This is a genomic window from Paenibacillus sp. NPDC058071 (genome assembly GCF_042885235.1).
In the GTDB taxonomy this organism is placed as follows: Bacteria; Bacillota; Bacilli; order Paenibacillales; family Paenibacillaceae; genus Pristimantibacillus.
In genome coordinates this window covers 73,272-92,461 of record NZ_JBHVSK010000023.1, presented here as the reverse complement: position 1 = coordinate 92,461, position 19,190 = coordinate 73,272, and the positions used below count along the sequence as shown (strand labels likewise).

The 19,190-nt window shown below is 50.5% G+C and carries 16 protein-coding genes and 1 riboswitch; of the genes, 15 read left to right on the top strand and 1 reads right to left on the bottom strand.

The genetic code is table 11. The annotated features are described in order from the left end of the window. Window positions 1-1,163: 1,163 nt before the first annotated feature. From ACFVTB_RS25775 to ACFVTB_RS25725, 11 genes are all read left to right on the top strand, one after another. Window positions 1,164-2,210, top strand: coding sequence for a BMP family lipoprotein (locus tag ACFVTB_RS25775; protein ID WP_387755913.1), 1,047 nt, complete (start codon window positions 1,164-1,166; stop codon window positions 2,208-2,210). A 70-nt stretch (window positions 2,211-2,280) separates the two neighbouring features. Further along, on the top strand, window positions 2,281-3,780 hold the full coding sequence (locus ACFVTB_RS25770) for an ABC transporter ATP-binding protein (RefSeq protein ID WP_387755911.1): 1,500 nt from the start codon (window positions 2,281-2,283) through the stop codon (window positions 3,778-3,780). Further along, complete coding sequence (locus ACFVTB_RS25765) at window positions 3,773-4,843, top strand: ABC transporter permease (protein WP_387755909.1); 1,071 nt, start codon at window positions 3,773-3,775, stop codon at window positions 4,841-4,843. Before ACFVTB_RS25770 ends, ACFVTB_RS25765 begins: the two co-directional genes overlap by 8 nt. Then, window positions 4,827-5,750 carry an ABC transporter permease gene (locus ACFVTB_RS25760; RefSeq protein WP_387755907.1) on the top strand — a complete coding sequence of 308 codons (924 nt, stop codon included), beginning with the start codon at window positions 4,827-4,829 and terminating at the stop codon, window positions 5,748-5,750. Before ACFVTB_RS25765 ends, ACFVTB_RS25760 begins: the two co-directional genes overlap by 17 nt. Before the next feature lie 30 nt (window positions 5,751-5,780). Further along, window positions 5,781-6,452 (top strand): sulfite oxidase-like oxidoreductase, encoded by a 672-nt coding sequence (locus ACFVTB_RS25755; RefSeq protein ID WP_387755905.1) that lies wholly within the window; start codon window positions 5,781-5,783, stop codon window positions 6,450-6,452. A gap of 1 nt (window position 6,453) precedes the next feature. Next, a complete protein-coding gene (locus ACFVTB_RS25750) occupies window positions 6,454-7,176 on the top strand; it encodes a nucleoside phosphorylase (protein WP_387755903.1) in 723 nt (240 codons plus the stop codon). A 234-nt stretch (window positions 7,177-7,410) separates the two neighbouring features. Then, a riboswitch (PreQ1 riboswitch) is annotated at window positions 7,411-7,454 on the top strand. Between the two features lie 94 nt (window positions 7,455-7,548). Further along, window positions 7,549-8,229, top strand: a complete 681-nt coding sequence (gene queC, locus ACFVTB_RS25745) for a 7-cyano-7-deazaguanine synthase QueC (RefSeq protein ID WP_387755901.1) — start codon at window positions 7,549-7,551, stop codon at window positions 8,227-8,229. Further along, window positions 8,226-8,687: a 6-pyruvoyl trahydropterin synthase family protein gene (locus ACFVTB_RS25740; protein WP_387755899.1), complete on the top strand. Its 462-nt coding sequence runs from the start codon at window positions 8,226-8,228 to the stop codon at window positions 8,685-8,687. The genes queC and ACFVTB_RS25740 overlap by 4 nt, the downstream gene beginning before the upstream one ends. After that, complete coding sequence (queE, locus tag ACFVTB_RS25735) at window positions 8,680-9,408, top strand: 7-carboxy-7-deazaguanine synthase QueE (RefSeq protein WP_387755897.1); 729 nt, start codon at window positions 8,680-8,682, stop codon at window positions 9,406-9,408. The genes ACFVTB_RS25740 and queE overlap by 8 nt, the downstream gene beginning before the upstream one ends. A 57-nt stretch (window positions 9,409-9,465) precedes the next feature. After that, window positions 9,466-9,963 (top strand): preQ(1) synthase, encoded by a 498-nt coding sequence (gene queF / locus ACFVTB_RS25730; RefSeq protein WP_387755895.1) that lies wholly within the window; start codon window positions 9,466-9,468, stop codon window positions 9,961-9,963. A 1,549-nt stretch (window positions 9,964-11,512) separates the two neighbouring features. After that, window positions 11,513-12,436, top strand: coding sequence for a serine/threonine protein kinase (locus ACFVTB_RS25725; protein ID WP_387755893.1), 924 nt, complete (start codon window positions 11,513-11,515; stop codon window positions 12,434-12,436). A 379-nt stretch (window positions 12,437-12,815) separates the two neighbouring features. Here the strand turns inward: ACFVTB_RS25725 and ACFVTB_RS25720 are convergent, their stop codons facing one another. After that, window positions 12,816-14,876: a vWA domain-containing protein gene (locus tag ACFVTB_RS25720; RefSeq protein ID WP_387755891.1), complete on the bottom strand. Its 2,061-nt coding sequence runs from the start codon at window positions 14,874-14,876 to the stop codon at window positions 12,816-12,818. Between the two features lie 427 nt (window positions 14,877-15,303). Here ACFVTB_RS25720 and ACFVTB_RS25715 point away from each other — a divergent pair, with 427 nt between their 5' ends. From ACFVTB_RS25715 to ACFVTB_RS25700, 4 genes are all read left to right on the top strand, one after another. Further along, entirely contained in the window at window positions 15,304-17,472 is a 2,169-nt protein-coding gene (locus ACFVTB_RS25715) for a transcriptional regulator (protein WP_387755889.1), read from the top strand. 109 nt (window positions 17,473-17,581) lie between these two features. Next, on the top strand, window positions 17,582-18,007 hold the full coding sequence (locus tag ACFVTB_RS25710) for a membrane-associated protease 1 (protein WP_387755888.1): 426 nt from the start codon (window positions 17,582-17,584) through the stop codon (window positions 18,005-18,007). A gap of 96 nt (window positions 18,008-18,103) precedes the next feature. After that, window positions 18,104-18,550, top strand: a complete 447-nt coding sequence (locus ACFVTB_RS25705; protein WP_387755886.1) for a J domain-containing protein — start codon at window positions 18,104-18,106, stop codon at window positions 18,548-18,550. A 15-nt stretch (window positions 18,551-18,565) separates the two neighbouring features. Then, complete coding sequence (locus ACFVTB_RS25700; protein WP_387755884.1) at window positions 18,566-19,147, top strand: FHA domain-containing protein; 582 nt, start codon at window positions 18,566-18,568, stop codon at window positions 19,145-19,147. Window positions 19,148-19,190: the final 43 nt, after the last annotated feature.

The following is a 19,190-nucleotide window of genomic DNA, read 5'->3' as shown; positions in this document are numbered from 1 at the left end:
CTACAACGGAGGTTATTTGGCATGTATAGAATTATAACAAGATTTTTCTTAAAGACCAAGAGGTCAAAGCTTGACAAACATTAGCTGGTTTTTGTGTCCCGAGAATAGGTTCGGAATAGAAGTAGAGTTCGTAGGGCAGTACATAATAATTAGCGCTTGTTTCATCTCCAGAGAAGATTAGTGGAAAGCAGCATGGCTTGGCATGGTATGGCTTGAATGGTGATAGATCGATCGGGGTGTGGGGAAATGTATGTGAAAAACCGGCTCAAAATCGAAATCAGTGCATGACTTGAAGTGAGGGGAAGCGCTGCGGGTCAGAGGGATTCTGAAGAGACGATAGAACGATAGTGGTGGTGGTTGCTTAAAAGCTCTATTCCAACCGCAAACCTCGAAGTCAAAGGAATAGGGCTTTAAAATCAAAAGAAACGTTTTAAACAGCGATCGGAAGAAGCCTTTGCCCCGCAGCGTTCTCGCTCACTGGAAATGAGGAGCTGATTTCGTTTTGGAGCCGAAAACTCAGGTGCATTTATGGACTCAGATCAAGACCTTGGCTGAATATATTCGAAAAATCATATATATTTTGCGCTCAGATGGAGATTTGGCTAAATGTATGCGAAAAATCATATATAATTTTGCTCTAAGGCGGAGATCTGGAGAAATATATATGAAATTTCATATATAATTAGCGCTCAGATTGAATTTTGGAAAATTATATACGAATAATCATATACAATGTGCGCTCATGTGGAGATTTGGCCGAAAAGTCATATACATTACGCACTCAGATGAAGACCTGGCTAAATGAATGTGAAAAATCGACTCTCCATACTAGCCAGCACCGGACGACACGTAAGGGATGAGAATCGTCTCCGAACGATCCATAACCCCAGCTTTTTCAAACAATACGCGGCACGACTTAAACAGGCGATAATCAGTCAAGCGCTTATTTAGGTTTTGAGTCGGAATTGGGCATAACTAAAGTAATTGTTACGAAATCATGTACAAAGAAGCAATATCACCCTATTGACACTTTCTTTAGATATAATTAATGTTGAATAAGCTCGAAATTTGTCGCAGAAACAGGATTGACAAATTCCGAGAAAGCCAATAGGATATAGAGGGATAGACAAACAACTTGGGTGGATCGGGGAGACTAGAAGAAGATGAAAAAGACAATCGCAGTACTGTTGACACTGTTCGTTGCTATTACTGTTCTGGCCGCTTGCGGCGGTAACGGCAAAGCTAACGATTCTAGCAATAACGCAACTGACAAAGGCGCAGGCGCCGGAGAGAAAGCGGAGAAAAAACGGATTGCACTCGTACTGCCGGAAAAAGTCGGCGTTAACCCGTTCTTCGTATCGATGGATGAAGGCTTCAAGCGTGCTGGCGAGGAATTCGGCGCAGAAGTGAAAACAATTGAGTCGACGGACCCTGCCGCATTCGAGCAAAACCTGCGTGCAACGGTTGCCGAAAACTATGACCTGATTATTACAGCTACTTTCCAAGCGGAAGACGCATTGAATAAAGTAGCGGCTGAGAATCCTAAAAAGTCGTTCGCTATCATCGACACGGTAGTCGATCAGCCAAACGTTCGCAGTGTTGTATTCCGCGAGCAAGAAGCGGCGTATCTGCTGGGCGCGGCTGCAGGCCTCTCGACAAAAACAAATGTAGTTGGCGCTGTTGTTGCAATGGACACGCCTCTTCTGAAGAAATATACGTATGGCTTCGAGCAAGGCTTGGCCTCGACGAATCCAGATGCTAAATTGCTTCTCAACTATATCGGCAGCTTCAACGACTCGGCAAAAGGTAAAGAGCTCGCATTGCTGCAATATTCGCAAAAAGCCGATATCGTAGCAGGCATGGCCGCTATAGGCGACCTTGGCGTATTCGAAGCGGCGAAAGAAAAAGGACTATACGCTTTCGGTCAAGATATTGACCGTACGGTACTGGATCCTGAACATATCGTGCTTTCTCAGTTGAAAGGTACAGACGCCGTTGCTTACGAGACGGTAAAAGCATTCGTCTCCGGCGACTTCGCATTCAACGTTTCCGATTACGGTTTGAAAGAGTCGGGCGTAGGTCTAACTTTCGTAACGCGTGATAGCGAATCGCCGCTTAGCCCGTTTGTCGGACAAGAGACGGTCGATAAAGTGAAGGCTATTGCCGAAGACATTATTTCCGGGGCAATTGTTGTAAAGAAGCCTGAATAATGGATGTTGCCGGCTGCTCAGCAGCCGGCTTCTGCTGTTTTTACGCCTGTAGAAGGAGAGGAATAGACGCGTGCTGCTGCAAATGGAGCGAATAACAAAGTCATACGGCACTGTAAAGGCGAACCGCGAGGTCGATTTTACGCTGCGCGAAGGTGAAATTCACGCGTTGGTCGGCGAGAACGGCGCGGGCAAGACGACGCTCATGCGTATTTTATACGGTATGGAGTCACCGACGTCCGGATCGATTAAAATCCGGGGTCAAGAAACCGCCTTTGGAAGTCCGGCGGATGCGATACGCAACAAAATTGGCATGGTGCATCAGCACTTCATGCTTTTTCCGTCTTTTACGGTATCGGAAAATATTGTCATCGGCCGCGAGCCCGGCAAAACGGTCGGTTTCGACCGGAAGGCTGCAGCGGCAATTACGGAGCAGTTGTCCCGCCAATACGGTATGCCGGTTAATCCGGAACAAAAGGTAGAGGAATGCTCGTTAGGCATGCAGCAGCGTGTAGAAATATTGAAGGTGCTCTATCAAGGAGCGGAAGTTATAATTTTGGACGAGCCAACAGCGGTGCTGACGCCGCTGGAAGTAGCAGAACTGCTGACGGCGATCAAAGCGCTTGCGAAGCAGGGCAAAAGCTTTATTCTGATCAGCCATAAATTGCAGGAAATTATGGAAGTTGCCGACCGGATCACGGTGCTGCGCGATGGCAGTGTAACAGGTACGGTCGACGCCGCTGATACAACGATCGAGCATCTGTCGAGATTGATGGTTGGCCGCGATCTGGCTGTGATGGAGAAGGCGGCGTATAAACCAGGAGATGCGGTTCTCGAAGTCGCTCAATTGTCGCTGCGCGGAAATGGAGTGAAGCCGCTGCTGGATAAGGTCAATTTGAATGTCCGCGAAGGCGAGATCGTCGGCATTGCTGGCATTTCTGGCAATGGACAATCCGAACTGCTGCAAACAATCTCTGGGCTCGCACAGCCAGATGAGGGCGAAGTTCGTCTGCTGGGCGAAAAAATCAACGGTTTGCAGGTGCGGCGGATCCGTGATCGCGGAATGGCTCATATTCCGGAGGATCGCTATCAATGGGGCGTTGCGCGCGAGGCGACGGTTGCGGACAACGGCTTGATGGGCCACGCCCGCAAATATTCAAGCAGGGGCATTCTTCGCGGAGCTGCGATTCGCAAGCTCGTTGGAGGGTGGGTTTCGCAATTTGGCATTAAAACCGGCTCGCTGCAGACGAAGGTGCAAAATCTGTCCGGCGGCAATCTGCAGAAGTTGATCGTCGCGCGCGAGCTGGCTCACGGAACGCCTTTTCTAATTGCAGCCGAGCCGACTCGCGGCGTAGATGTTGGGGCAATGGAAATCATTCATGGCGAGCTGTTGAAAAAACGGGAGGAAGGCGGGGCCATCCTGCTTGTCTCGTCGGAGCTGACCGAGATTCTAAAGCTGTCGGACCGAATTCTGGTCATGTATGAAGGACGCATCGTCGGCGAGCTGCCGGCGGCTTCCGCAACAGAGGAACAAATCAGTCTTTTAATGGCGGGAGGGAAAGCGGTTGGATAGCTTGAAAAATACGGGCAAAGCGCTGCTTCAGCCGCTAATCGCCATTATTGTCGGCCTCGCTGCCGGAGCGATTGCGATTGCAATCGTCGGCGGCAATGTGTTTGAAACCTATGGAGAGATGTGGAAAGGCGCATTCGGCAGCTTCTACTTCTTCACGAATACGCTTAGCCGGGCTACGCCGATCATTCTAATCGGCCTCGGCGTAGCGTTGGCCTTTCGCGCGGGCTTTTTCAATATGGGTTCGGAAGGGCAAATGGTGCTGGGAGCGTTAAGCGCTGCGGTCACCGCGATTTATTTGCCCGGCCCAGGCTGGATCAAGCTCATTGCGGCGCTGCTCGCCGGCATTGTAGCCGGAGGGTTATGGTCGGTGCTGGCCGCTTGGCTGGATGCCAAGTTCCGCATGAATTTATTAATAACGACCTTGCTGCTTAATTATATTGCTGTGCTGTTCGCCGGTTATATCGTCTCCTATCCGCTTAAGGACCGTTCCGGTTCGGCTGCTATGGCGCAGACGGTCATGATCGATCAATCAGCATGGCTGCCTAAGCTTTTTCAAGGCATGAGCATTCATGCCGGATTTATTATCGCTGTTGTAGGCACGATTTTATTAGCTCTGTTCATGAAGCATACGGTTAGCGGCTATGAAGTTCGCATGCTGGGCGGCAATCCGTTATTTGCCGGCTATGGCGGCGTCAAGCGCGGACAGATGATGATGTACAGCATGCTGGCGAGCGGCGGCTTTGCCGGCCTGGCCGGCGCGGGCGAAGTGCTCGGAACCCAATATCGCTATTTAGATAATGCGCTATCGGCTCCAGGTTATGCTTGGTCCGGCATTATGGCCACGCTGCTCGCCGGCTCCAATCCGCTCGGCACAGCGCTTGCCGCGCTGCTGATTGCTGCTCTGCAAACCGGCGGCATGGGCGTGGAACGGAATACCGATGTGCCGCTCGAAATTTCGAGCATTATCCAGGCGGTGCTTATTTTGTTCGTATCGGCCAAGTTCACTTATTCTTATTTTAAAAAGAAAAAGAAAGCGGGGGCTTCCAATGGAACAGCTGTTTGACGTTTCGCTGTTTAATTCCATGCTCCGCATGATAACGCCGATTTTGCTGGCGGCGTTAGGCGGCGCGCTGTGCTCCCGCGTCGGCTTGTTCAACGTAGGTCTGGAAGGCCTCGTACTGATCGGGGCGTTCTCGGCCATCGTCGGCAACCATCTAACGGGCAACGTATGGCTTGCCGTTCTGTTTGCTATTTTATGCGTAATGGTTTTCTCGCTGTTGCTCGCTTATATGAGCATTAATTTGAAAGCCAACGTGATCGTTGTCGGTATATCGCTTAACTTTCTGGCAGCGGGATTGACGACGTTCTCGTTAAGAGCGATTTTCAACGTGAAAGGCGCATACTACGATAAGGATATGGTCGGCTTGCCGAAATGGGAAATCCCTGTTCTGAAAGATATCCCTTGGCTCGGCGATGTGCTCTCTGGCCATTCACCGCTTGTCTATCTTTCGATCGTGCTCGTCTTCGCGCTGCAATACTATTTGTTCAAAACCGTTTCCGGCTTCAGGCTGCTGGCGGCAGGCGAAAATCCGACCGCAGCAAGGAGTCTGGGCATCAAAGTATCGCGTATTCAATATGGCGCCATTCTGATGTGCGGCGTGCTTTGCGGTTTGGCCGGCGCCCAGCTGTCGCTTGGTCAAGTGACGATGTTTACGGAAGGGATGACGGCTGGTCGCGGCTTTATCGCCCTTGTGGCGACGATGCTCGGACAATCGAATCCGCTTGGCGTTCTCGGCTCCAGTATGCTGTTCGGCTTTATGGACGCGCTTAGCACAAGGCTGCAAGGCTTCTCGATGCCGGTTCATTTCACGATGATGCTGCCTTATATCGTGACGATTGTTGCTATGTTTTTCTTCAAGGACAAAGGCTATATGCAGGAAGCACGCAAAGCTAACGAAAGCTCGCGTTAATATGGACAGCAGGAAGCGGAGGAATATGCCGTGAACAAAAAAGCAGAACGATTGAAAAAAGCGCCGGTTCGGGTAGCAGAGGTTGCGCCCGAGCTGCAGCATCGCGTGCCGCCTGGACAGACGCTAACCGATCGCTTTCCTATTCTCCATGAGGGGGAAGTGCCGGAATATGATATGGCCGCCTGGACGCTGCGCATATTCGGGGAGGTTGAGCAGGAACGCGAGTTCACGTTCGACCAGCTGATGGCGCTGCCGCAGACGAAGCAAGTGAACGATATTCATTGCGTTACCCGATGGTCCAAGCTGGATACAGAGTGGGAAGGTGTGCGGATCGTCGATCTGCTGTCTTCGCTGGGGGTAAAATCCGAGGCTCAATACGTCATGATTTATGCCGACCAGGATTATGAGGCCAACTTGCCGCTCGCTGATCTGATACGGGACGATGTGATGCTTGCGCACAGCTATGACGGGGAGCCGCTTACGCCGAAGCACGGCTATCCGCTGAGGCTGATCGTACCGCATCTGTATTTCTGGAAAAGCACGAAATGGATTCGCGCAATCGAATTTATGAAGGAAGATCGCCCCGGCTTCTGGGAACGAAATGGCTTCCACAATTATGCTGACCCGTTCCGTGAGCAGCGCTTCTCTGGGGATGCGCTGGACATTCCGGAAGACGAATGGGTCCACAAGGAGTTTGATTAATATGCTATTGTCCATTCTACAAGTTCAATCTGAAGATCTGCCGCCCTACGCAATCGTATGCGGCGACCCGTTCCGGGCCGAGAAAATTGCTTCGAGGCTGGAGAATGTCAGCGAGCTGGCGTTCAGCCGCGAATACCGTACTTTCGTAGGCGAGTATGTAGGCGTTCGTCTGGCGGTTGTCAGCCACGGCGTAGGCTCGCCTGGCGCGGCTGTTTGCTTTGAGGAGCTGATTCGCGGCGGCGTGACGACATTGATTCGCGTCGGAACAGCAGGCTCCTACTCGGCGGATCATCCGGCGGGCAGCCTCATCGTCAGTACGGCGGCGGTCCGCGCCGAAGGCTTGACGACGCAGCTTGTGCCGAACGGCTTTCCTGCTGTCGCTGACAACGAAGTCGTTGCCGCACTTTATGAAGCGGCGCTGGCTGAGGGCGGCATCGTGAAGAAAGGGATTACGGTAACGCTGGACGTCTTCTTCAATGGCGTTGTCGAAGTGCCGCATAAGCAGTATAAAGCGGCCGGCGTGCTTGCAGTCGAGATGGAGATCGCGGCGCTGTTCGTCGTCGCTTCGCTTCGCGGCGTCAGAGCGGGTGCTATTGTTGCATTGGACGGCTACGCCGATTCCGATCTGGCGGCTGAATACGATCCGCATACGAATGTTGTAGCGGACGCGATCGACCGTGAGATTTCTGCGGCGCTTAAAGCGATAGCCAAGCTGGCAGGCTAACATATATAAGGAAGGGCAGTCATGACGGTTATTCTGAGCCAAGCCGTCGCTGGACTGCCCTTTTTTTTGTGCTGTTTAATTAAGTTATCTATATCATAACGCAAAGCTTCCGGTTAAAAATGACAGTTGGCAAAACCGGCCTGCTTTTGTTGTTAGACAGCGAAGGGCTGTGTTATGATTCGATAGTACAATTGAAAAAACACTGCAGCTGCAGGACTGTGCGTCCAGCTAGCGGCAGGAGAGGTTCGCGAACTCCCTCTATAAAAAACTAAGGATGAAACGGAATCTCCTTGGATTCTGTTTTGTTATTTTATGGATGGTTTAGGATTTGTTCGGAGAATCTCTCTCTCAACCAGGGAGGAGATTAAAAGGATGAAGCAGCAACGTAAGCAAGGAAAGGCCGTCGTCGTTTTTAGCGGCGGGCAGGACAGCACGACCTGTCTGTTCTGGGCGCTTGAGCGCTATGAGGAAGTACAGGCAGTTACATTTAATTACGGTCAGCGCCACGCGCTGGAGCTGGAATGCGCAGCGGCAATCGCCGCAGATTTAGGGGTTAAGCATCATGTACTGGATATGTCGCTCTTAAACCAACTGGCGCCCAACGCGCTAACAAGACCGGATATGGCGATTGAGCATGAGGAAGGCGGCTTGCCGACGACGTTCGTCGACGGGAGGAATTTATTGTTTCTCAGCTTTGCGGCTGTTTTGGCGAAGCAAATCGGCGCAAGGTCAATCGTGACGGGTGTCTGCGAGACCGATTTCAGCGGGTATCCGGACTGCCGTGATGTGTTCGTCAAATCATTAAACGTAACGCTAAATCTATCGATGGATTATCCGTTTGTTATTGAAACGCCGCTAATGTGGCTCGATAAGGCGGAGACATGGGCGCTTGCCGACAGTTTGGGCGCTTTCGAGTATGTAAGGGAACGGACGCTTACTTGCTATAATGGCATCATTGCAGACGGTTGCGGCGATTGCCCGGCGTGTAAGCTGCGGCGCCAGGGTCTGGAACGGTTTCTGGATCTCTCTAAGAAAGCCGGTGACAGTTTATGATGCAGCAAATTTATCCGCAAACGCCGCATTCTTACCGCTATGAGTTAAATAAAGATTTACATTTTGCGGCAGCCCATTACATTCCGACGGAGGAAGCGGGCAAATGCGCGCGTATTCATGGACATACGTATTTTGCAAATGTGACGATAGCTGGGAACAGCTTGGATAGTTCCGGCTTTCTCGTCAATTTTTCTCATATAAAGAAGCTGATCCACGACCGGTTCGATCATGGCTTGCTGAATGACCATGACGATTTGTTCGGTTCTCACGTGTCTGGAGAAATGCATGGGGAGGCTTCGTATCCAACTACTGAAGTGGTTGCGCGTACGATTGCCGAAATTGTGCAGGCGCATTTGGACGAAACGGCCAACCGGCCGAAATGCATTCAAATATTTTTACGGGAAACGCCTTCGAGTTATGTCGTTTATCGTCCCGGAGGGACGGAAAGCCATGGCTGAGAAGCGGATACCTGTAATGGAAGTGTTCGGTCCAACCGTGCAGGGGGAAGGCATGGTGATCGGCCAAAAGACCATGTTCGTGCGCACCGCAGGCTGTGATTACAGCTGCTCGTGGTGCGACTCGGCCTTTACATGGGATGGGACGGGCAAAGATTTGATCCGGCAGTTGACCGCAAGCGAGACGATGGCCGAATTACGAAGTATTGGAGGCGCGGCCTTTTCACATGTAACGCTTTCGGGAGGTAACCCGGCTTTACTGCCGCAGTTGGGCGAGCTGGTTCAGCAGCTTCATGCGGAAGGGATTCGGGTCGCAGTCGAGACGCAAGGGAGTAAGTGGCAGCCGTGGCTGCTTGATATTGACGAGGTAACCGTGTCACCTAAGCCGCCTAGCTCGGGCATGAAGACGGATTGGGATAAGCTTGACGATTTGATCGGCAAACTGACGGAGGCGGGACGAGTGTTTAGTCTTAAAGTCGTTGTTTTCGATCAAGCTGATTTGGATTATGCGGCTTTCGTTCATCGGCGTTACCCGCAAGTACCGTTTTATGTCCAGACCGGCAACGACGATTTGTCGGAGACTGACAGCGGCGTGCTGCTCGGCAAGCTGCTGAAACGATACGAATGGCTGATCGAGCAGGTGATGGCCAGCGAACAATTAGTAGCGGTACGCGTGCTGCCGCAGCTTCACGCTTGGGTATGGGGCAATAAGCGCGGCGTGTGAGTGTGTGAAATGAGATGAAGATACAGGCATAGATAGCATGAGAGGAGCGTCATTTAAATGACAGGGAGACAAGAGGAAGAGCTGCAAGGAATAAGCCTGCTAGGCAACCAAGGAACGAAATATCCGTCGCAGTACGCGCCGTCGGTGCTGGAGGCTTTTGATAATAAACATCCGTACCGGGACTATTTCGTCAAGTTTAATTGTCCGGAATTTACTAGTCTTTGCCCGATGACGGGGCAGCCGGATTTTGCAACGATCTATATTTCCTATATACCGGATATTCGGATGGTGGAGAGTAAATCGCTTAAGCTGTACCTGTTCAGCTTTCGCAACCATGGGGATTTTCACGAAGACTGCATCAATATTATCATGAACGATCTCATTGAATTAATGCAGCCCCGCTATATCGAGGTTTGGGGGAAGTTTACGCCTCGCGGCGGCATTTCAATCGATCCATACTGCAATTACGGCAAGCCGGGGACCAAGTACGAGCAAATGGCGGAGCAGCGGCTGTTCAATCACGACCTCTATCCCGAAAAGGTAGATAACCGATAATCGCACAAGAAAATAGCAATGGCTTGGCAAATGTCTAGGAAATCGATGGAAAAAAGGTAGGAACAAATGTCTTGCAAGGCTTTAACACAAGCAATAACTGGCTTCTCTCCGTATACTATATCAGACCATATGGAAAGGAGCCTAGCAAATGTCTTGTCATCCTTGCGATCCATTTTGCCCTACCGTACGAGTATTCGATCCTCCCGTTACAGTAATCAACGACGTATTTCACCCGCAAATCGTTGAAGTTATCCATCAAGTTAACGTCGTGAACCGCCATCATTGCGTTCCGTGCGAGAAGCATATCTATGAATATTCTTTTCACGACGAGAATGTTTCTAACGAAAATAACCATCATCGCAGCCGTAGTCGCAGTCGCAATCGCAGCAATAATACTAATCGCAGTAATCGAAGCAATCGTACTTCTAACAGAAGCAGAAGCAGAAGCAGAAGCAGAAGCAGAGGCAGACTGTCCGGTGTTACGAAAGCGAAAGCTTCGCACAAAAAATCTAAATAATCTATCCGGATCATTTCTGGATTGAAACGAATGGGAGACACCCGTCGCACTCAACTTGAGCTGGCGACGGGTTTTTTTTAAGCCTTTAGGGAGAGATTAAAGATTAGTGGTTGTTGCCGGACGAATTTCCTTTTTTGTCGGAAGTTTTCGTCTGCGTGTTTTTATTTGCGTGTCCTTGCTGCTTGGCCATGATCGGTATCGCCTCCAATCTTTGACGGTTGGGAGTAGCATCCCATATTATTTCGCTGGCAGAGGCTGTTTATGCTGAGACGTCTTATTTGATTAGTGTGAATCTAGTGGCTGTCTACGGGGAGGGGGCCACTTTCCGAAAATGATATTTTAGAGCGGGGGACTTGTGGCTGTGGGAAATGCTGTTGAGTGTTGAGAATCAGGTCCAAACATAGAATCAGTGTATGGCAGGAAAGTAGAGAACAGCAAAAGGTGATGGGAGAGGGAAGGGCAGAGGTAAATGTAAAGGTAAAGGTACTCTGGGAAAGTAGAGTATTCGCTTGTAAAACCGCTTTCTACTGCAATCTTCGATTAGAATGGAGCGATTGGACTTAACAGCGAGCGGCGGAAGGGCTCTCTGCGTGCCCCGGAATGTTTCCCCTCGCTTGTAGCTAGGCCGCTGATTTCGATTTTAAGCCGAAACATGCTCCCAAGCGGGGATTCGGCCTGATTATATGCGAAAAATCATACATAATTTGTGCTCAAGCGGGAATTTGGGCGATTATATGCGAAAAATCATACATAATTCGCTCTAAAAATGGAATTTGGAAAATTATATATGAAAAATCATACATAATTTGCGCTATAGCTTCAATCTGGCTAAATTATGTGTGAAAAATCATACATATTATACGCTTAAGAAGGATCTGGCTGAGCGCAACCTCTACAATAGATACTAGGGTAACCGAGTGTAAAGATAGCGTTTTCTTCTTGTTTGGTATACAAATATAGGGTATGATTTCAATATTATACTCCGGTCGGTCTGCCCTTTGGAGCTGACGTCGCCGGTACAGCGAGGTAGCGATGTTGAAGGCTGAAACGATACATCATGCAACAGCGAATACGGATGAATTGTGCCGCAATACACGAATAGGCGCTAAATATCAGATTAAGAGAATGATCCATCAAAGCGAGCTGTCGATCGTTTACAAGGCAAGGGAGACGGATACGGGGGAGACGAAGCTCATTAAAGAGTTTTTCCCTCGCAGCTTGGCGAAGCGCGGACAGGATCGTTCCTCGGTTATTGTGCGCAAGCTGCAGGGCGAAGCGTTTGCGGAGCTTAAGCTGCTTTTCGAATGCGAGGCTGCCGCTCTCAAGGAGCTGAACCATCCTGGCATTATTGCCTATTCTGATTATATCGAGATGAACGGAACGGCTTATATTGTAATGGAATATTGCAAAGGCATCACGCTGGAGCAGTATATTAAACAGTCAGAAGACAACGTCTCTCCAGTTAAAATTGCGGCTATCCTGCGTACCGTAGTGGATGCGTTGGCCCATGTTCATGAGCGCGGTTTTCTGCACCGCGATATTAAGCCTGCCAATATTATGGTGGAACCAGCTACCGGTGCGACGAAGTTGATCGATTTTGGTTCGGCGATTCCAAGCGGAAGCTTGGACAAGCAAGCGATATTGACGTCAACCGGCTACTCGCCGCTGGAGTTTTATTCCGAGACGTCGCGGCAAGGTGTTGCGTCCGATATTTACAGCTTGGCGGCTACGGTTTATTTTGCATATGCTGGTCAGGCTCCCGTCGATGTGAAAAGGCGATTGTTTGAGGATGAATTGACAATGCTTCGTTCCCGCAACCGACAGGCAGGGTTCTTTCTAAGCCGAATCGTTCATTGGGGATTGCGGATGTCACCGAAGCAGCGCTGCGGTTCGCTCCGCTGGTTTGAAGCGGGTTTGCGCTGGGAAGGGCTGACGGGCGGCTGGAGAAAAGGTTAAGCAAACAGCAACAGGCCCACGGTACGGGAAGGCTGGAATAAACATAGCAGCAACAGGCACGGTCGTAGGAGACGGCAGGAAAAATAGAGTGGAAACAGACGCTCCGTGCCGCAAGGTTGGAAGAAACATTGCAGCAACAGGCAGTCGTACGGGAAGGCTGGAATAAACATAGCAGTGACAGGCACAGTCGTACGGGACGGCAGGAATAAATAGAACAGTGACAGGCTACGGTAAGGCAGGTAGAAGCATAACAGCAACAAGCACGTCGTACGGCAAAGCTGCAAAAGATAAACAGCAACATTCACGCCATAAAAGCAAAAACATAAAAACAGGGGCTGTCTCTCAGGTCATTAGACCTAGGAGACAGCCCCTGTTTTCGTTATTCGGGCCTTGTGAAAATGTTGGACGACGGCTTGATCGGCTTGTAGCGGAGCTCAAGCTCCGTCACGCCATCCTCGAACGTAATGTAAAGCTTGTCCCCGTACTGCATCAGCTCTGCGCGATTTTTGCGCAAAAGCGTTTTGCCGCGAACGAGGGTGGAACGGGAATCGTTCCTCACGTAAAGCGTCTCCTTCTTGCCAGCGTGAAAAGAGATTCGCGCCGCTTCCGGCAGAGGCTCGTTAATCTGCAAAGCCCGGAATAACTGCAACAGTGTCACCGTGTGCTTCGGAAATGAGGTTAACGGCCAATAGGTGACCGGCACTTCATTGCCGCTTGCCGTATTCAGAAAGTACCCTTCAAGCCTGCCTGCGAATGCAGGCTTGGGCTTCAGAACATAGAAGAGGGCGGCGCCGATCAGAATAAAACCTAGAACGATTAGACCGGTGCGGATAACCGGAGTCCAACCGGAATGAACTTGAACGACAAGCTCTCGGGTAAAGCTGCCCCCTTCGGGGTCTACGGCGCGAATTTGAATGCTTGCGCTGCCGGTTTTAACAAGCGCAAGGGAAAGCGAATCGTTGGCGATGCTGGATTTCACCGCCTTGCCACTGGAATCTGGCAGTATTTCGTAAGTCAAGGAATCGTTGTTCGGATCGGTGAACAATTCATTCAGCTTGATTGTTGCCGTTTTATCTTCTTTTTTTACAGTCATGCTGTCGGGTGCGCTTCCTTTGACGGGAGGCAAATTGCCGAGTTCCAGCTTGCCCCCTGGCAGGATGCGATAGAAATCGCTGCCTTCAACCCGGACGCTCCAGCTGTAAGCAGCGGATTCGGGGAAGGTGTACTCGGCTTCCAGCTTGCCGTCCCGGTAGGCCATCTCTGTCAGAGCGCTTTGACCGTTCTTGTCATTGACGACAGTGAGAACCGCTTTAACCTGCCCATAGACATCGCCATCTTTTAAAGGCGAACCGTCCGGCAGCAGCAGCTGTGCTTCGAAACGGGTAGGCTGCCCTTTTATCGCAGCGGCATTGGCAGCAGCAGCATCCTTGGAAGGAACTAGAGCCGCCAGTCCATGAAATTCGTAGTTGGATAAAATATAGATTTTGACCAAATCGCCGGAAGTGCCGCGGAATTTCATGTTGAATTTGCCCTTCTCCGGGGAAGCAATTTTCAGGATCGTATATTTATTGGAATTGTACATCCGCACGTTGGTGGATTGATAGAATAGCTGCGTTTCGGCAATCGGATGTTCCGAGATAAGGATGACGTTGGCTTCGCTCATGCTGCCGTTGGTTACGCTAACCGGTATTTCCTGCAAAGCGCCCGATGCAGTCAATGCGGCTACCGGTACTAATATCGATTGCGCCTGATCGGCGTAAATTTGATTGAATAGCTCAGGCAAATCCTCTGCGCTGCTCGTCATATACGACTTGCCGCCGGTCTCGGCGGCGATTCGCGCCAGCTCTTTCTCGTTGACGGTGCCGTCGTGATTCAGGCCAATCGTATAGATCGGGAATTTCTTCTTCTTCGCGAGCGCAATTGCAGACGATACGTCCTTGTCAGAATCACGATTTGTTCGCTTGGAATTAGAGCCGATGTCAGTCGCGCCGTCCGAGAGCAGTACGACATAAGAGCGGCTGCCCTCCCGCTGCTGCTCGGCCAGCATATTCGTCCCCTTCAACAACCCCAGCCCCACATCGGTCGAGCCCCGACGGCGCAGCGACTCCAGATCGGATTTCAGCCGGTTGCGCTTGTCCTTCACGGAAATATCGGTTAGCGGCTGAGCGGCCACAATGCTGTGATTGTAAGCGACATAACCGATCCGGGTTCGATCTGCCTCACTCATATCCATCAGCATATGAATCACTTCCGCTGACGTGTTGTCGGGATCGGTCGTCGTCATCGAGTAGCTGGTATCCAGTACAAACATCGTATCGAAACGCGGTGCGGGAGGGGGAGCTTCCGCCGCTGTAACGGGAGACGCTGCAGCGAATGCGCTTAATAAAGTGATAGAAAGTATAGAAGTTATTGCTAATAGTTTAATCATATATATTTTCATAAATTATAGTCATTTCCTTTCAAAAATCGCGATATATATTGATTTTAATGGTTTATATGGGACGAGATGTTTATCTCTCTTCTTAAGTTCTAGGACGATGTTCATACAGATAGATAAATACGCTTAGGACGTTCTAGACATTCCGCTATGAATATCGTCGGAAAAAAGGGAGGAAAAAGTAATAGATTGTAAGAAAAAGAGGTCTTTTGGTCTATAAGCTACTTAAAAATGAGAAAAAAGGCTCGGATTGAAATTATTGACAAGGAAATATATGACTGTTTAAGATAATCCATGAACTACTTATAATTTGTAAGTTTTTGTATTTTAATTTTGCAATGATAGAAAGGAGGGGCGTGCCACTGTAAGCGCTAGGCTACCTAGTTCTATATTCACAGCAGCCTTGCGATGCAGCTTGCCGCCATGCCGAATGGACATTATTAACCAGACGAACCGCACGATTCTGTTCGAGGAAATCAATCCGGAGAAATTGGATTTGATTACGCTCGTAGGCGACGTGAAGGGCATCGACAGCTTAAGCGACGACAAAATCAAAGAAATTAACAAACAATTGCTGGTCCGCAGCTTCGACGAGTTTCTCGACAAATTTTCGCCAAGCGTATACTCGTTTTTCAACGCTGCCAATCAAAAGGTCGTTTATGCGTTGAAGAGACCGGAAGGCCTTTCGGAGGACGCGGTTTCGGAAATTAAAATCGATCAGCATAATGATTTTCTGAAAATGCTGTTCACCCTCATCGATACGAAAAGAAGCCAGGGCATCTCGAATGTCGATTTCAAATTCGAGCATCTGCTCGATATGATTTCCCCGAAAAAGGTGATGGACGATATTCGTCAGGTTCGGAAGGAAATCCACTATCTGTACGGTCAATACGAGAAGCTGGACGAGGGCGATCCGAAGAAGCTCGACATGGGGGATAAGCTCAACGTTCTGTTCGAGGAAGCGAGCAAAAATTACAACAACGTAATGGCTATGCTGCCGCTGGCGATCGAGGATATCAAGACGAGATTGCTGCTTGGCGGCTCGCAGGAGGAGAATCGGGCGGAAGCCGTGCAAATCGGCATGCTGACCATCGGCGAGAGCGGCGAGCTGAAAATTATCGAAGCGCCGAAAAGCGACAGCACAGAGCTGATGCTGCTGGACGACCAAGCGGGCAGCGGCCTGCCGGAAGTATTCGCGGACGATTACGGCTCGATTACGGAGACGCCTTCCCCGTACGTGAAGGACTTGGTTGTGCGCACTTTCTCGCCGCTGCCTGCCGTTCAGAATGAGATCGACACAGCGACGGAAGTGAGCAATTACAACACGTACCTCGAGTTTTATAAAAACGCGAAGGACGATTTCGTCAAAACGGTTAAACCGCTCGTGGAGAAAATTTTGGGCGTCAAAATGTTCTTCGATCAATACGCGAGCAAAAACAAGGGAATGGCGCCGACGCTGCTCATTACGAACAGCAAGCTTGACATGACCGTGAAAAGCGGAAATATTCCGCGGCTCGAGACGTACCTGAACACTGTCAACGCTAAAAACGATTTCAGCGATGCGATTTGGTACGGGATCGTGCCTTCGGTCGAGCTGGAAACGGCCGGCAAGGTAAAGGTGTCGCGCGAGCGCTTCAAAGGCAACGAGAAGTTGGTGAAGGAAGACGGCAACAGCATGGAGTCGCTTTCGATGCTGCTTCAGGTCGTCAGCGAGTACAAGGTGCAGGTGTTCTTCAGCTTCGAGTCCGGCGAGGAGACAACGTTCAGCAGCATCGCTACGGCGGGCATCGACAAATATGTCGATAAATGCTCCGTGCTCGTCCGTAAGGGCTTCAGCGAGTTCGCCATTCCTTGTGTGCCGAACTTCACCATCATTCCGAAGGACAAGTCGGGCGTCGTCATCGACAGCCGGATGCTGCAGACCGAATACGGCGTGCAGCTGTCTCAGGAAAAGGAAGACATCTTGAAGCTGTGGATCGAGGGCGTTTATGTCGGAGCTTCCTATGTTGCGGCAGGTATCGTGGCGGCCTACCAATGTCCGGAATATTTGCGCGAGCAGTTCAAGACGGTCAGCAAAGATTATCCGGGCGTGCGTTTCGACATCGAAGCGGGCGACAACGCCTTGCGCGTCGTCACGTCGATGGCGAAAGAAATTTCGGGCTTCACGAACAACATCAAGGATTCGATCAACCGGAAAAACTTCGGCTTCGTATTCTCCTCGGAGAACGCTCAGCTGCAGGACAAAGACATCCGCCGCATCACGGTGTACAAAGCGAGAAGCCTCGCGATGTCGGAGGACGGCTTCGATTCGATCTACAAAACGCTGGTCAGCACGTATATCGAACGCATTCTGCGTTTCCAGACGGGCGACTTCAAGCACGAGAACATCGTCAAGTTTTTCAGCAACAATCCGAGCAGCCAGAAGAGCAAGTGGCTTGGCGCGCGCGGATATATCAACTCCATCATTCAAGACGGGGACGATATGAGCTACGTCATCGACGAGAAAAGCAATCTTTGCCACATTGATCTCGTGTACAACGGCAACGTGAAAAATCTCGAGGTCATGATTACGAAAGGGACGACGCCGGTTAAGGCGTAAGCTCCCGTCATTAGCGGTTGTTAAAGGCGAGGCGCCAACCGGCGTCTTCCTTTCAACATAAATAGTACCCGGCCGCTTGCGGCCGAAAACATTCGAGGAGGCATTTGCTATGGGATTCAGATTGAAAGTAGAAGGCGCAGAAACGATTGAGCTTGGCTTGGACAACATTCAGAAGGTGAAGTACGACACGGATACGCCGGACGATTCCAATGCGCGTTCCACAGATGTTGGCGCTACGCTGCGCCTTAGCGGCAAAATCATTACAGCTACGGACGGCGACAGCGCTGACGATACGCTTAAGCTTGCCAACTGGTCGCTTGTACCGGCAGAAAAAGCGGATGCTTATCGTAAAGTAACGCTGGAAGTGATCGCGGCCGATCAAGTCGTGCGCAAAATTTACTTCCCGAATGCGTTCGTGGTTGATTACACCGAGGAATTCGGCGACACGGAAGGCGTAGGCACGTTCTCTCTGTACATCAAGCAGAAGAAGGACAAGACCGAGCAAACGAAAATTGAAGGCGGCTATGCTGTTTAACGGCTGACGGCTAATGAATGAACGGACGGAGTGCCTTGCAACAAGGCGCTCTGTCCTCTCTATACCCATTCCAACGCAAAGAGTTGATTTCGAACGATGGCTACCTATTACGATATTTTGGACATTTCGCGGCAGGCGACGCCTGACCAAGTTAAGCAAGCCTACCGAAAGCTCGCCAAGCGGTATCATCCCGATGTTAATGGCGGCAGCCGAGAGGCGGAGAAGCAATTTAAAGAAGTGCAGGAAGCCTACGAAACACTGAGCGATCCGGGTAAAAGAAGCGCTTATGACGAACGTCTGGCTGCCGGAGGGCAGCGTGCATCAGAAGGCGGACCGCAAAAGACGGGAAGAGCGGATCATGCCGCCGCTGGAGCGGGTAAAAAGGCCGGCGTCGATTTTGACATGAATCAAATGTCGCAGCAGTTCGAGCAGTTCTTCGGTTTTCAACCGAAAAACAAAGCGGACGAAAGCGGCAAACCGCAGAGCAAGAAGAGCAATCCGCTCGATACGACCGATTTGTTCAATCGTTTTTTCGGCAAATAAGGAGTGAGCTATGGGATGACGGTGCAGGCGACGGCGGAGAAGAGCTATGACGAAGAGAACAGACGAGGCAAGTCGAAAGGGATTGTCGTTATCGACATTCTGATAGTATTAACGGCGCTAGAGGCGCTGTACTATGTTTTTTTGATCAATACCGAGAAATGGATCATGTGGGGAGCCGCTATTGCCGCGTTAATGACATTGGCGGTGTGGTTGACAGTCAAGCAAAGGAAGCGAAACGGATTTAAACGCAAGAAGGAACCGATTGCAAAGCTCGTGCTGCTGGACGAAGAGGGCGAGCGAATGAAGGAATGGTACATAAGCGGGGAAACGTCCTTGCTGATCGGCAAAAGCTCAGGCCGCAGCGAGGTTGACATAGACTTGTCTGATGCGGAGTACGCATCGATTATCAGTCCCCAGCATGCTGTGCTCAATTGCGCGAAGGGCGTGTGGTACGTCGAGGATCTGGATTCCCGCAACGGCGTCGGCCTCAGAAAGTTTAACCGCAGCGCGGTTGCCAGGCTGGACAATGAGCAGCCGTACAGGCTGGATGCGGGCGATTTGCTCCTGATCGCGAACACAAGATTGCTGGTGAAATAATAACTATGAATTTGCCGCGAATCGCCGTTTTACAGGCGAGGAC

Bases quoted from the DNA above. Each gene is read 5' to 3' on its own strand.
- ACFVTB_RS25740 (WP_387755899.1), top strand. From the start codon at position 8,226: ATGATGCAGCAAATTTATCCGCAAACGCCGCATTCTTACCGCTATGAG.
- queE (WP_387755897.1), top strand. From the start codon at position 8,680: ATGGCTGAGAAGCGGATACCTGTAATGGAAGTGTTCGGTCCAACCGTG.
- ACFVTB_RS25775 (WP_387755913.1), top strand. From the start codon at position 1,164: ATGAAAAAGACAATCGCAGTACTGTTGACACTGTTCGTTGCTATTACT.
- ACFVTB_RS25700 (WP_387755884.1), top strand. From the start codon at position 18,566: ATGACGGTGCAGGCGACGGCGGAGAAGAGCTATGACGAAGAGAACAGA.
- ACFVTB_RS25705 (WP_387755886.1), top strand. From the start codon at position 18,104: ATGGCTACCTATTACGATATTTTGGACATTTCGCGGCAGGCGACGCCT.
- ACFVTB_RS25710 (WP_387755888.1), top strand. From the start codon at position 17,582: ATGGGATTCAGATTGAAAGTAGAAGGCGCAGAAACGATTGAGCTTGGC.
- ACFVTB_RS25760 (WP_387755907.1), top strand. From the start codon at position 4,827: ATGGAACAGCTGTTTGACGTTTCGCTGTTTAATTCCATGCTCCGCATG.
- ACFVTB_RS25720 (WP_387755891.1), bottom strand. From the start codon at position 14,876: ATGAAAATATATATGATTAAACTATTAGCAATAACTTCTATACTTTCT.
- queC (WP_387755901.1), top strand. From the start codon at position 7,549: ATGAAGCAGCAACGTAAGCAAGGAAAGGCCGTCGTCGTTTTTAGCGGC.
- ACFVTB_RS25715 (WP_387755889.1), top strand. From the start codon at position 15,304: ATGGACATTATTAACCAGACGAACCGCACGATTCTGTTCGAGGAAATC.
- ACFVTB_RS25725 (WP_387755893.1), top strand. From the start codon at position 11,513: ATGTTGAAGGCTGAAACGATACATCATGCAACAGCGAATACGGATGAA.
- ACFVTB_RS25750 (WP_387755903.1), top strand. From the start codon at position 6,454: ATGCTATTGTCCATTCTACAAGTTCAATCTGAAGATCTGCCGCCCTAC.
- queF (WP_387755895.1), top strand. From the start codon at position 9,466: ATGACAGGGAGACAAGAGGAAGAGCTGCAAGGAATAAGCCTGCTAGGC.